Origin of the sequence: Streptomyces sp. NPDC126510 (assembly GCF_040302345.1) — a bacterium.
In the GTDB taxonomy this organism is placed as follows: domain Bacteria; phylum Actinomycetota; class Actinomycetes; order Streptomycetales; family Streptomycetaceae; genus Streptomyces.
In genome coordinates this window covers 298,224-310,921 of record NZ_JBEORR010000002.1, presented here as the reverse complement: position 1 = coordinate 310,921, position 12,698 = coordinate 298,224, and the positions used below count along the sequence as shown (strand labels likewise).

The 12,698-nt window shown below is 71.2% G+C and carries 11 protein-coding genes; 2 read left to right on the top strand and 9 right to left on the bottom strand.

What is annotated here, in order from left to right:
* Positions 1-323: 323 nt before the first annotated feature.
* Entirely contained in the window at positions 324-1,772 is a 1,449-nt protein-coding gene (locus ABTX60_RS03335) for an alkaline phosphatase PhoX (protein ID WP_352095378.1), read from the bottom strand.
* 152 nt (positions 1,773-1,924) lie between these two features.
* On the bottom strand, positions 1,925-3,343 hold the full coding sequence (locus ABTX60_RS03330; RefSeq protein ID WP_352095377.1) for a hypothetical protein: 1,419 nt from the start codon (positions 3,341-3,343) through the stop codon (positions 1,925-1,927).
* A gap of 315 nt (positions 3,344-3,658) precedes the next feature.
* Between ABTX60_RS03330 and ABTX60_RS03325 the strand changes: the two genes are divergently transcribed.
* Positions 3,659-5,488, top strand: a complete 1,830-nt coding sequence (locus ABTX60_RS03325) for a DUF8508 domain-containing protein (RefSeq protein ID WP_352095376.1) — start codon at positions 3,659-3,661, stop codon at positions 5,486-5,488.
* A gap of 68 nt (positions 5,489-5,556) precedes the next feature.
* Here ABTX60_RS03325 and ABTX60_RS03320 read toward each other — a convergent pair whose 3' ends face one another.
* From ABTX60_RS03320 to ABTX60_RS03300, 5 genes are all read right to left on the bottom strand, one after another.
* A complete protein-coding gene (locus ABTX60_RS03320) occupies positions 5,557-6,528 on the bottom strand; it encodes a DMT family transporter (protein WP_352095375.1) in 972 nt (323 codons plus the stop codon).
* Positions 6,529-6,595: 67 nt separating this feature from the next.
* On the bottom strand, positions 6,596-7,324 hold the full coding sequence (locus tag ABTX60_RS03315; RefSeq protein WP_352095374.1) for a 2OG-Fe dioxygenase family protein: 729 nt from the start codon (positions 7,322-7,324) through the stop codon (positions 6,596-6,598).
* Between the two features lie 17 nt (positions 7,325-7,341).
* On the bottom strand, positions 7,342-8,541 hold the full coding sequence (locus tag ABTX60_RS03310; protein WP_352095373.1) for an argininosuccinate synthase-related protein: 1,200 nt from the start codon (positions 8,539-8,541) through the stop codon (positions 7,342-7,344).
* A gap of 437 nt (positions 8,542-8,978) precedes the next feature.
* Positions 8,979-9,344 (bottom strand): DUF3618 domain-containing protein, encoded by a 366-nt coding sequence (locus ABTX60_RS03305; RefSeq protein ID WP_352095372.1) that lies wholly within the window; start codon positions 9,342-9,344, stop codon positions 8,979-8,981.
* Entirely contained in the window at positions 9,341-9,760 is a 420-nt protein-coding gene (locus ABTX60_RS03300) for a phage holin family protein (RefSeq protein WP_053670690.1), read from the bottom strand. Before ABTX60_RS03300 ends, ABTX60_RS03305 begins: the two co-directional genes overlap by 4 nt.
* A gap of 182 nt (positions 9,761-9,942) precedes the next feature.
* On the opposite strand from ABTX60_RS03300, the gene dapA reads away from it, so the two are divergent.
* On the top strand, positions 9,943-10,839 hold the full coding sequence (gene dapA / locus ABTX60_RS03295) for a 4-hydroxy-tetrahydrodipicolinate synthase (protein WP_352095371.1): 897 nt from the start codon (positions 9,943-9,945) through the stop codon (positions 10,837-10,839).
* Here dapA and ABTX60_RS03290 read toward each other — a convergent pair whose 3' ends face one another.
* The gene (locus ABTX60_RS03290; RefSeq protein WP_352095370.1) at positions 10,840-12,051 is read right to left on the bottom strand and encodes a WD40 repeat domain-containing protein; all 1,212 of its coding nucleotides are present in this window, start codon (positions 12,049-12,051) and stop codon (positions 10,840-10,842) included.
* Positions 12,048-12,605, bottom strand: a complete 558-nt coding sequence (locus tag ABTX60_RS03285) for a SigE family RNA polymerase sigma factor (RefSeq protein ID WP_352095369.1) — start codon at positions 12,603-12,605, stop codon at positions 12,048-12,050. Before ABTX60_RS03285 ends, ABTX60_RS03290 begins: the two co-directional genes overlap by 4 nt.
* Between the last annotated feature and the right edge of the window lie 93 nt (positions 12,606-12,698).

The following is a 12,698-nucleotide window of genomic DNA, read 5'->3' as shown; positions in this document are numbered from 1 at the left end:
CATTCGCATTCGGAGGAGACGCTGCATGCGGGAAAAGAGGTGGGTGCCCGAGGACAGAAGTCGGCGACGGACTAATTCAGATGCTCTACCCATTGAGCTACAGCGACCCGAAGTCGCTGACGGGACTCGAACCCGCAACCGTCCGATCCAGGAAGTAACCGTTGCCTTCGCACCGGGCACCCACCACATGCCGCGCCTCCCGAGATCAAGTCGGCGGCGGCGTCGGATTCTTTGGAAGAGAAGTAGCCGCTGCCATCGCACCGGGAGGTGCGTGACGTTGTGATCTCACTGTAGGAGGCGCAACTCGGGAATGGCGACCGAATTTATGACCGCTTCTGGCGCTTCCAGGGACCGGTGATGGCGAGCATGATGCCCGGTGTCTGGATGTTGGCGTAGAGGGTCCGGCCGTCGGGCGAGAAGGTGACGCCGGTGAACTCACTGTATTCCGGCTCCTCTTCGGTGCCGATGTTCAGCTCGTTGCGGGCGATCGGGTAGGTGCGTCCGCTGTCGGTGGCGCCGAACAGGTGCTGCACGCCTTCGCCGTCCTCGGCGATGACGAGGCCGCCGTACGGGGAGACGGTGATGTTGTCGGGGCCGTCGAACGCGCCGTCCTTCGAGGGGTCGGGGTTCACGCCGAGCAGGACCTTCAGCGTCAGGGTGCGGCGCTTGGGGTCGTAGAACCAGACCTGGCCGTCGTGCTGGACGGGGCTCTCCTCACGGGCGTAGGAGGAGACGATGTAGGCGCCGCCGTCGCCCCACCACATGCCCTCCAGCTTGCGGGCGCGGGTGACCTGGCCGTCCGTGAACTGCTTGCGCACCGGGGTGGTGCGGGCGTCGCGGTCGGGGACGTCGACCCAGTCGACGCCGTAGACCGTGCCGGTCCTCGTGGCGCGGGACAGGTCGTCGACGAACGTGCCGCCGGAGTCGAAGCACCTGGGCGCCTGGAGGACACCGGCGTCGTCGGCGAGCCCGCGGAACTTCCCGTGGCCGTACTCGAAGCCCTTGGGCGGGGTCCAGCGGAAGAGGAGGCCGTTGGGTCCTGAGGCGTCCTCGGTGAGGTAGGCGTGGCCGCGCCTGGGGTCGATGACGACGGCCTCGTGGTCGTAGCGGCCGAAGAACTTCAGCGGCTTGGGGGCGCGGTTGGCGCGCCGGTCGCAGGGGTCGACCTCGAAGACGTAGCCGTGGTCCTTGGTCATGCCGTTGACGCCGGCCTTGTCGGAGTTCTCCTCGCAGGTGAGCCAGGTGTCCCAGGGGGTGCGGCCGCCGGCGCAGTTGGTGGAGGTGCCGGCGATGCCCACCCACTCGGCGACGCGTCCGTCGGGGCGCACCTCGACGACCGTGCAGCCGCCGGAAGCGGCCGGGTCGTAGACGAGGCCCTCGGTGAGCGGCACCGGGTGCTCCCAGTTGGCGCGCGGGCCCTTCAGCTCGTGGTTGTTGACGAGCAGGGTGGTGCCGCGGGGGCCGTCGAAGGTGGCGGTGCCGTCGTGGTTGGACGGGGTGAACTCGCCGGACTCCAGCCGGGTCCTGCCGCTGTAAGTGATGATCTTGTACGTGAATCCGGCGGGCAGGGCCAGGATGCCCTCGGGGTCCGGGACGAGCGGCCCGTAGCCGACGCCGTGCCGGGCGTCCGCCGCCCCGTCCCCCGCGCTGACGCTGTCGTCGGACGCGAGGGCGTTGGGCGCGGTGGCGAGGGCGCCGACACTGCCCGCCAGCGCGACACCGGCACCGGTGATCGCGGAGTTCCTGGCGAAGTCCCTACGGGTGAGCGACATGGTGTCTCCTGTGACGGTGAGAATGCCGTGGGAGGTGGCGGACCTCGTTCGGCGAAACCGTCCCGCTCATCCATGAACGCCGGTTGAACACACCCTGGGGGCGCGGGGAACTGCGCGACAAGCCGAGACGGCGCCGCACTCACAAAAGCGGATCAGCCACCCTGCTGCGACCGAGCCTTGAACGCGGCCTTCCGCGCTTCCTTCGCCACCTTCTTGTCGGGATGCAACCGCCCCATCGCCTCCAGCACATCGGCGGTCGCCGGATGATCGACCCGCCACACGGCCTCGAAGAACCCGCCGTGCTGCCGCGCGAGCCCTTCCACCAGCGCCCGCAGCTCCTCGGAGTTCCCCTCCGCGGCCAGCTGCGCGGCCACCGTGTCGATGGTCAGCCAGTACACCATCGCCTCGGACGGCGCGGGCACGTCCACCGCTCCGTGCTCGGTCAGCCACACCCGGGCGAGCCCGCCCAGCTCGGCGTCGTCGAGCACCTCCCGCAAGGCGGGCTCGGCCGAGGCGCCGACGAGTGAGAGGGCCTGCTGACACCGCAACCGCCGCAGCGGCGCCCCGACGTCGGAGCCCCGGGCCGCCGCCAGCAACTCCCGTGCCGCGGCCGGCACTTCCCGCCGCTGAAGCCACTGCTCGGTCTCGGCCTGCGCGGCACCGGGCGGGAACCCGGCCGTGCCGTCGAGCAGCGCGTCGGCCCCCTTGTCGGCGAGGTCCCCGACGGCCGGCGCCTCGAACCCGGCCTCCAGCAGCCGCGCACGCATGCCGTACAGCCCGAGCGGGGTGAGCCGGACCATGCCGTACCGGGAGACATCGGTGTCGTCGACGGGCGCCGCGGGCTCCTCGTCGGCGTCGGCCATGAGCGCCTCGTCCACGGGCTGGTAGGCGACGAATCCCACCGGCTCCAGCATCCGGAACTGGTCGTCCAGCCGCATCATCGCGTCGGACACCTGCTCCAGGACGTCGTTGGTGGGCTCTCCCATGTCGCTGGGCACGATCACCGAGGCGGCCAGCGCCGGCAGCGGCACCGGGGCACCTTGGGGCGCGTCCTCGCCGGCGGTCAGCAGATAGAGGTTGCCGAGTACGCCGTCGAGGAACTCTGCCTCGCCCTCGGGGTCCCAGTCGAGGGCGGAGAGGTCGACCTCGCCGTCCTCGTCCACGAGCCCGTCCAGGTCGGGCACGCTCGCGTCGGCGAGCACGGTCTCCAGGGCGGCGAGCCACACGGCGAGCACGTCCTGCGGTGAGCCGCCGGTGAGCCGGGCCAGGTCCGCACCGGCGGTCACGGTGCCCTGCTCCTCGTCGACGACCTCGACGAGCCCGGCGTCGACGGCGACCCGCCACGCCTCGCCGGCGTCGGCCGCGGCGTCCTCCCCGCTCAGCCCGAGCGCCTCCGCGGCCGCGGGCAGCTGCTCGTCGACGAGCCCTCCCCCGGCCTCGACGCGGGTGTCCGGCCCGGCCCAGCGGGCGAGCCGGGCGGCCCGGGACAGCAACGGCGTGGACAGCGCGTCGCGCGCCAGCTCCGCCTCGGGGTGCAGCCGCACCGGCGGCAGGGGGGAGCGGTCTGACATCGGCTGTTTCTCCTAGCGCGCCTCAGGTGACTCAACCGCTCAGCCTAGACGGATTTCCACCCATGCCGCCCACTTCATCTCCCCGTCAGCCGCCGTACATGGCCGAAACCTTGACAAGTGCCGTGGCCAGGCTGGAGATTGACGCGCGTAGAAGTCGGCGGACACTTGTTCACCGGGCCGGCCCCACCGGGCCCACCCGTCCGCCCGCGGTCTACGCGCGTCACCGCATCCGCCCCACCGGTAGCGGCAGTCCAGCCTTTCCACCCGTCTCCGCCCTCGTCCCGGCGCCCTGTCACGTCCCCGGAGGGAATCCCGTTGCCGAGCAAGTCGTCCGCGCGTCTCGCCGCGCTCACCGTCGCCGCCGCGTGTTCCGCGGCATCCACGATCGTCCTCACCAGCCCCGCGTACGCGGAGTCGGTCCGCATTCACGACATCCAGGGCAGCACCCGGATGTCCCCGTACGCCGGGAAGCAGGTCACGGACGTGGCCGGAATCGTCACCGGCATCCGGACCTACGGCTCGTCGCGCGGCTTCTGGATCCAGGACCCGGCCCCGGACGCCGACCCGGCGACCAGCGAGGGCGTCTTCGTCTTCACCAGCTCCGTCCCGAAGGGGGTCGCCGTCGGTGACTCCGTCACGGTCGGCGGCACGGTCACGGAGTACGTCCCCGGCGGAGCGACCTCCGGCAACCAGTCGGTCACGGAGATCACCAAGCCGACGACCACGGTCGTCTCCAGCGGCAACGCGCTGCCCGCCGCCACGGCGATCACCGCACGCTCGGTCCCCGGCGCCTACGCGCCCGCCGGCGACACCGCCGCGGGCGGTTCGGTCAACGCGCTCCCCCTCCAGCCGGCGAAGTACGCCCTCGACTACTACGAGGCGCTGGAGGGCATGTCCGTCCGGGTCGCCGACACCCGCGTCGTCGGTGCCACCGACCCGTACACCGAGCTCTGGGTGACGGTGAAGCCTCACGAGAACCGCAACCGCCACGGTGGGACGGTCTACGGCTCCTACGACGACCAGAACACCGGCCGCCTCCAGATCCAGTCCCTCGGCGCGACGGCGGACTTCCCGAAGGCCAACGTGGGCGACACGCTGACCGGCACCACCGCGGGCCCCCTGGACTACAACCAGTTCGGCGGCTACACGCTGGTCGCGAGCGAGCTGGGCACACCGAAGAGCGCGGGCCTGGAACGCGAGACGACCCGCAAGCAGCGCTCCTCCGAGCTCGCGGTCGCCACGTACAACGTCGAGAACCTCGACCCGGCCGACGACACCTTCGCCGCCCACGCCGCCGCGATCGTGAGCAACCTGAAGTCGCCCGACATCGTGTCCTTGGAGGAGATTCAGGACAACAACGGCGCGAAGAACGACGGCACGGTCGCCGCCGACCAGACGCTGACCAAGCTGATCGACGCGATCGTCGCGGCCGGCGGCCCGAAGTACGACTGGCGCGCGATCGACCCGGCCGACGGTGCCGACGGCGGTGAGCCGGGCGGCAACATCCGCCAGGCGTTCCTGTTCAACCCCGAGCGCGTCTCCTTCGCGGACCGCGCGGGCGGCGACGCCACGACCGCCACCGGCGTGACGAAGATCCGCGGCAAGGCGCACCTGACGCTCAGCCCGGGCCGTATCGCCCCCGCCGACGAGGCCTGGAAGAGCAGCCGCAAGCCGCTGGCCGGCGAGTTCGTCTTCCGGGGCCGCTCGGTCTTCGTGATCGCCAATCACTTCAACTCCAAGGGCGGCGACCAGGGTCTGACCTCCCAGTACCAGCCGCCGTCGCGCAGCTCCGAGACGCAGCGCCACCGGCAGGCGACCCTGGTGAACGCCTTCGTCAAGGACATCCTCGACACGCAGAAGAACGCGGACGTCATCGCGCTGGGCGACATCAACGACTTCGAGTTCTCCCAGACCGCGAAGCTCCTGGAGGGCCGCGGCGAACTCTGGTCGGCGATCAAGTCGCTGCCGCGCAGCGAGCGTTACTCGTACGTCTACCAGGGCAACAGCCAGGTCCTCGACCAGATCCTGATCAGTCCGTCGATCCGCCGGGACTGCGACTTCGAGTACGACAGCGTGCACGTCAACGCGGAGTTCAACGACCAGATCAGCGACCACGACCCGCAGGTTCTGCGTTTCCGCCCGTGACACCACGCGAACAGGGGCCGGCCGGGCGAAACGCCCGGCCGGCCCCACTGCGCTCCCGGTCCACGGGGCTACATTCGCGCGACCTCACGGATGTCCTGAACCTGCGGTTGCGAGGGCGTGTCGGCCGCTGAACGCGGCTCGGCGGCACGGCGGCCCCAGGTGGTGCCGGCCAGCACGAGGACGGCCCCGAGGTACCCGAGGGCGCCCGGGCGGTCACCGCCGAGCGCGACGCCGATGACGGCGGCCCAGAGGGGCTCGGTGCCCTGGAGGAGGCTGACGCGCGAGGGGGAGCTTCGCCGCACCGCCCAGAGCTGGACGAAGAAGGCGAACAGGGTGCACATGAGGGACAGGTAGAGCAGGTTGGCCCACTCGGCCCCGGTGAAGGACGCGGCCAGCTCCCAGGGCGGGGTCCCACCGAGCGGGGACAGGACCGCGAAGGCCACGACGGCGGTGCCGAGCTGGACGAAGGTGAGCGTGGCGTCGTCGGTGTCGCGCACGGCCGGGAGGCGGTGGGTGACCAGCACGTTGGCCGTGCGGGCGAGGGCGGCCAGCAGGATGAGCAGGTCGCCGAGGGACGGCGTGGTGAAGCCGGTGCCCTGGGTGAGCAGGGCGACACCGAGCACGGACAGCGCCGCCGCGGCCAGGAAGGAACGGCTGGGCGGGGTGCGGGTGAGGGCGGCCTCGGCCAGCGGGGTGAAGATCATGGTGAGGCTGATGATCAGCCCGGCGTTGGTGGCCGAGGTGTGGACGACGCCGTAGGTCTCCAGCAGGAAGACGGCGGTGAGGATCAGCCCGAGGATGCCGCCGCCGCGCAGTTCACGTGCCGTCAGCCGCCGTAGCCCGCGCCGGGCCACCAGGCCGAGGAGCGGGATGGCGATGAGGAAGCGCAGCAGGAGCAGCGGGATGACGGAGTCCGCGTGGGTGATGTCCTTGGTGGCCAGGTAACTGGAGCCCCACACGATGGCGACGAGCAGGACGGGGCCGTCGCTCAGCCAGGCCCTGCGGGGGCCGGTTCGGGTGACGGGGGGCGCGGTAGGCATGGGAACCCTCCGGGGTGAACCTGCCCCGGCCGCCGGTAGGGGCGGCGGGGGCTGGTGGTGATGCGGGTCAGCGGGTGGTGTAGGCCATCACCAGGACGTCGCGGTGGGCGGGTTCCGTGGCATCGACGGGGCGGACCGGGGTGACCGAGTGCAGGGTGCGGCGGTCGTCTCCGAGCAGCAGGTCGCCGGGCTCGGAGAGGGTGGTCGTCAGCAGGTGGGTTCCGTCGTCGGAGTGGACGGAGCTCTCACCGCCCGTGACGTTGTGCCGGTCGATGAGCAGGGAGGTGATGAAGGTGACGCCGTCGCGGTGGCGGCCCTCGGGGGCGGGCCGGCCGGCCTCGGCCCCGGCCGTGATGCGGTACGGGTGGAGCTTGATGTTCCAGTGCCGGGTGCCGTCGACGGCGCTGAAGACCCTGCCCAGGGCGACCAGGAGGGTGCGCAGGAGCGGGTCCCCGGTGAACGCCGCGGTCAACGGTTCGAAGAGCCGGTCCACCCCGCCGTTGAGCGGATTGACCTCGCTCTCCTGCCGGTACGGCTCGTGCGGGAGCAGGGTGAGTTCGCCGGTACCGGGGTCCAGGTCGTACTGGCCGTAGCGGCGGTAGCGGTAGGTGCCGCCGTCCGCCATGTGAGTGTCGAGGGCGAGGTCGTCCCAGTTGCGGGCCAAGCGTGTCCAGTCGGCCTTGACGGCACCGAGCAGGCGGGTGAGTTCGGCTGCGGGGAGCAGGTGTCCGCCGGGGCCGGACAGTGCCGTGATGGCGGCTTCCGCTTCGGGGGAGAGCGTGATGTTGCCGGTCATGGGTGTCCTTCCGAGGGTCAGGCCAGGGCGGGCTGGGGCGCGACGTGTGCGGCGGCCTCCAGGGCGATGGAGTGCTCCTCCCACCGCTCGCGGTCACGCAGGTAACGCGGTCGCGGGGCGGTGATCGCACGTGTCTCGGCACCGCCGACGCGGAGCTCCCACGTGACCCGACCGGTCGTCCGCCGGGCACAGATGCCGATGAACTGCTGGGCAGCGGTGCGCAGTTCACCGAACCAGCGGCCCTCCAGCGCCTCGCGCACCCAGACCTGCTCCAGGTGCTGCTTCTCCCGGATGAGCTCGGCGTCCAGGCAGGCCGACTCGACGTGCCGGTAGGAACGCAGCAGCAGCCACGCGGCCGGCATCTCGCGGATCTCCAGGACCTTCTCGCCGTGGTCGAGGTGCTCCAGTCCGGAGTAGCGACCGAGTCCGTATGCCCCGACGCGCCGGTTCAGTTCGGCTGTCAGGTCGACCAGGGGCAGGCGTTCGCCGTCGACGGTGACGGGGAGGCCTGCTTCGAAGCCCACCGAGACGGTACCGGGGGCCGCGTGGGGGTCCAGTGCGCTCCAGCGGTACATGCCCTCGGGCACGGCGTGGTTCTCGGGGTCGTCGAGGATGCCGGACTCGAACTCCCGGCACCACAGGTTCGAGTCCCCGCTGACCGCCCGTCCGGAGAGCAGGTCGACCCCGGCACTTCGCAGGGCCGCGTGCTTGGCGTCGCGGTCGACGGGTTCGAGGTCGTACGGACTGCCGTACAGACCCGGGTAGTCGAGCAGGCGCAGTGCGCCATTGAGGCGGCGCAGGGTGTTCTGCGATCGGTTCGCGGTGTGGATGACCGCCTGGGCGCCCAGATCACCGGCGAGTTCGACGGCGGCCTGCGCGATCAGAGGGCGGCTCAGGGTCGAGCTGACCGGGTGGATGCCCAGGTAGACGGCCTGCGCGGCGATCGCCGGAGCGACGAAGGACGCTGCGAACTCCTGCTTGCGGTCCAGAATGTGCAGCGTTACGTCGAGGGCGTCGGCGATCTGCTGTTTGTAGGCACTGGACTCGTCCTCGCCGAGGTCGACACTGACCGCGTGAATGTCCGTCAGGCCGAGCTGACGCAGCCTCAGCAGCAGGTAGGAGATGTCCAGTCCGCCGCTGAACAGCGTCACCACCGGACGGGAGGGGTCGAGGAGGCCTTCGATCTGCCGGAAGGAGCGGATGGGAGGCGTATGCATGAGGTCCTCCAGTGACATCGGAGGGGAACGGGACCTGTCGCACACCGCAGCCACCCCGTTGTGACTGAAGCACCCGGAGATCGCCTCCGGGTAGGTGGACACTACAAGCAGTAAGCCGTCCACACCCCGGTGACGGAGATCATCAAGGACCTCACAAGGCGTTAAGACCATGTAAACGAGCAGGTCAGACCGGTCTTGACTCGGGTGGCCGGCAAACTTTTGCCGCACTCTCCGGTCTCATCATGCGAGAGAATCACGCACCTCGAAGCGACGACGAGCGAGGCAATCCCCGCCTGTCTCACGACAGTTGACACGCCGCTGCCGACACACCCGCGGGCCCTTCCTCCCGCCCACCCGCACCGCACGGGCCACCGCAGACGAAAGCCCGGTCCCGACCGCCGGAGGCAGGTCGGGACCGGGCAGGCGGGGCAGGCCGCTCAGCGATGCCCGTGTGTATGCCTCCACCGCAACACCCCGACCGCCACCACGGCCCCCGCCGCACCGGCCACCAGCACCGGCTTCGGATGCCGCATCCCCGCCTGCACGACGGTCCGCACCGGACGAGGCCCCGCATGCGTCGCCCGATCGTGCACGGTGTGCCCCGCCTGCGCGGCACTGCTGCGCAACTGCACCGTCATCGCCCCGGCCTTGTCCCGCAGATCAGCGGCGCGCGCCAGCGCACGCCCCTTCACATCCGCCTTCCCGGCCAACTCCTCCACCGTGTTGCCGAGTTCGGTACGGGTCCGCTCGATCTGCCGCCGCAGCTCATCGGGGCCCTTCGCCCCGCCCGTCGCGTCCGTCATCGATGCGCCCTCTCCTTGATCTCCTCCACGTCCGCCCTGACGCTGCCGAGCGCCTGCTCGGGCGTGGGCGGCGTGGCCTTCCGCAGCTGCGCCCGCCCCGTCGCCGCCAGCACGGCCGCGATCACGAACAACACCCCGGTCACGATCAGCGCCGCGGCCCACACGGGCAGCACCAGCGACAGCGCGGCGACCCCCGCACCGGACAGTACGAGCAGCCCGGCGTACGCGACCGCGCCCGCCGCCCCGAGCAGCCCGCCGCCGCGCCCCGCACGTCGCCCCTTCTCCGCGAGCTCCTCCTTGGCGAGCGCCACTTCCTGCCGCATGAGCGTGGAGAGCTGCTCCGTGGCCTGCCCGACGAGCTCACCCACGGAACGGCGCTCGTCGTGCACGGCCCGGTGATCCATGGTCCCGGTCACGGTGCCTCCTCTCGACGTCAGGAACACCCGGGTACCCGGACCACCCCGCCGCTACCCAGCCGACTCCTGGCCCGTCGGCCAGGCGACACCTTCACCACCGGCCCCATTTTGAAGCAATACTTAGAAATATCTGGTAGTAAAATTAAGTGGAGCTACACGAATGCCCAGCCGAGACTACCCTCATGACCACACCGCCACCCCTGGGCCGCACGCTCTGCGCCATGATCACCCCCTTCACCCCGTCCGGCGCCCTGGACCTCGACGGCGCCCAGCGCCTCGCCACCCACCTGGTGGCGAACGGCTGCGACGGCCTGGTCCTCTCGGGCACGACGGGCGAGTCCCCCACCACCACGGACGCCGAGAAGTCCGACCTCGTCCGAGCCGTCCGCGAGGCGGTCGGCGACCGCGCGAAGGTCATCACGGGCATCGGCACCCCCGACACCCGGCACACCACCGAACTGGCCCGGGAGGCCGAGAAGGCGGGCGCGGACGGCCTGCTGGTGGTGTCGCCGTACTACAGCAGACCCCCGCAGGACGCGATCGAGGCCCACTTCCGGGAGATCGCGGACGCCTGCGCACTCCCGCTCATGGTCTACGACATCCCCGTCCGCACCGGCACCCGCATCGAACCGGAGACCATCCTCCGCCTGGCCGAGCACCCCCGGATCGTCGCGGTGAAGGACTGCTCCCAGGACTTCCTGGGCGCCCAGAAGGTGCTGGCCCGCACCGACCTGGCGTACTACGCGGGCTGCGACGAACACAACCTCGCGCTGTACGCCGTGGGCGGCACGGGATACGTCAGCACGGTCGCGAACGTGATCCCGAACCATCTGCGGGCCGTCCTGGACGCGTTCGACGCGGGTGACACGGCCCGGGCGGCCCGCCTCCAGCAGCTGGCCACTGGCCTCATCGAGGCGATCATGTGGGCTGGCCTGCCGGGCACCGTCACGGCGAAGGCGCTCCTGAACGCCCTGGCCCTCCCGGCAGGTCCGGTCCGCGGCCCCCTTCAGCCGGCCGACCGCAGGACGGCCGACGCACTGCTCTCACTCCACGACGACCTGATCAGCATCAGCGCATGATCACCGCTCCGCGAACACCGGCTCCCAACGCCCCTTGGTGTTGTCCTTGGGCGACCGGAAGTCGCTGAGCGGGGTGGTCTTCCCGCCGCCGATGGTCACCAGGACCAGCCGCTGGTGGTACTCGTTCCCGTCCTGCCCGATGTCCCAGGCGACGAGCGAGTTCCCGTCCGCCCAGGCCAGCAACTGCTGCCCGCGCACCTCACGCTGCCTGCCGGTGCGGGCGTCGAGGACATAGGATGACGTCTTCCACTTCCTCCCCGCGAACTGACCGGCCACGAGCCGCCCGTCGGGCGACACCCCCGCCTCGACGAACCAGTCCCGGTACCGTTCCCCGGCCGGCGCGGGAGCCTCCTTGCCGGTGAAGTCATAGAACTTCTTGCCGGGTTCCGTGGGCATCCCGGACCAGACGAGACGGCCGTCGCGGGTGAACGCGAAATCCTGCCGGGAGTTGAGGAACTCATCGGGGTTGTGCGCGCCCCCGCCGAGCTCAACCCCGGCCCAGGAGCTGCTCCCGGAGGCCACGTCGATGACATGGAAACCGGTCCGGTCCGACTCCATGAACGGGGCGTCCCAGCCCTCCGACCCCTCGGTCTTCACCCGGCGGTCGGGATTCTCGCGGTACGCCGTCGCGACGAGTTTCCTGCCGTCGGCGGAGAACTCCACCCCCGCCACCGGCCGGTCCACCGGGATCCACCGCTTGATCTGCCCGCTCGCCAGATCGAGCAGCCCGATCCGCGGCACGGGCAGCTTCCGCTCCAGAACCGCGGCGGTCCGCAGCCCGGGGGCGACCGCGACGTACGACCACCGGTCGTCCTTCGCGTACTTCTTCGTGCCGGGGTTCAGCAGCCAGTACGTACGCTCCGAGACGGCCCGGTCGGCGGACTGCTCGACGTTCCTGGTCGTGTAGTACGCGGCGAGCGCGACCCGCCCGGCCGCGATCAGGTCACGCGGCGGCGACTGGTCCGGGTGGGCGGTGATGCCGGTCTGCGTCACCCCGCCCGAGGGGCGTACGTCCCGCTTGCCGGAGTCCAGCACCGGTACGGCCACGGCGACGGCCACCACCGCGGCGGCCGCGGCCGCCGCGGTCGCGAGCCGGCGGCCGCGGCGGCGCCGGCGGACGCCGAGCACCCGGTCGGCGAAGCCGGGGGCGGCGGGCGGCTGCCCGTCGGCCTGGTCACGCAGTGCGTCACGCACGAGTTCGTCGACATTCACTGACGCACCTCCACGGGCGAGTAGTCAGGGGCGGGCCGCTGTTCGGCGGCGGCCGGCCCGAGCGCGGCCAGCTCGGGTGCGAGGGCACGCAGCCGGGCGAGGGAACGGTGGGTGGCGGACCGTACGGTGCCGACGGAGCAGCCCAGGATGCGGGCCACCTCGCTCTCGGGCAGGTCCTCGAAGTAGCGGAGCACGAGCACGGTGCGCTGCCGCGCGGTCAGCCGGGCGAGCGCCCCGCGCATCACCAGGCGCAGTTCGGCGGCGCCGGAGGCGTCCGGGGCGGTGCCGGTCTCCGGGGGTTCGGCGACGGTCAGTTCGCGCCTCGGCCACTTCAGCCGCCAGCGGCTGACCTGCTGCCGGTAGAGGACCTGCCGTACGTAGGCCTCGGGTTCGTCGATGCGGTGCCAGCGGCCAGCCGCCTTGATCAGCGCGTTCTGGAGCAGGTCCTCGCCCGCGTGCCGGTCGCCGCCGCTCAGCAGGACGGCGGTCTTCAGCAGCGCGGACGACCGGTTCGCCACGAATTCCCGGAAACTCTCCTGCGCTTCGGCATCCATCGTCACCTTCGCTCTCCCCCGGGGCGGACCCGGTGTCCGCCCCCCGTACTCCCTGTGACGCGTGCGGGCGTGCCCCGCTATGCCACCCGCGGG

What these genes read in the sequence shown, in the direction of transcription:
- ABTX60_RS03335 (WP_352095378.1), bottom strand. Translation starts at nt 1,772, where the DNA reads ATGTCGCTCACCCGTAGGGACTTCGCCAGGAACTCCGCGATCACCGGT.
- ABTX60_RS03330 (WP_352095377.1), bottom strand. Translation starts at nt 3,343, where the DNA reads ATGTCAGACCGCTCCCCCCTGCCGCCGGTGCGGCTGCACCCCGAGGCG.
- ABTX60_RS03320 (WP_352095375.1), bottom strand. Translation starts at nt 6,528, where the DNA reads ATGCCTACCGCGCCCCCCGTCACCCGAACCGGCCCCCGCAGGGCCTGG.
- ABTX60_RS03315 (WP_352095374.1), bottom strand. Translation starts at nt 7,324, where the DNA reads ATGACCGGCAACATCACGCTCTCCCCCGAAGCGGAAGCCGCCATCACG.
- ABTX60_RS03310 (WP_352095373.1), bottom strand. Translation starts at nt 8,541, where the DNA reads ATGCATACGCCTCCCATCCGCTCCTTCCGGCAGATCGAAGGCCTCCTC.
- ABTX60_RS03305 (WP_352095372.1), bottom strand. Translation starts at nt 9,344, where the DNA reads ATGACGGACGCGACGGGCGGGGCGAAGGGCCCCGATGAGCTGCGGCGG.
- dapA (WP_352095371.1), top strand. Translation starts at nt 9,943, where the DNA reads ATGACCACACCGCCACCCCTGGGCCGCACGCTCTGCGCCATGATCACC.
- ABTX60_RS03285 (WP_352095369.1), bottom strand. Translation starts at nt 12,605, where the DNA reads ATGGATGCCGAAGCGCAGGAGAGTTTCCGGGAATTCGTGGCGAACCGG.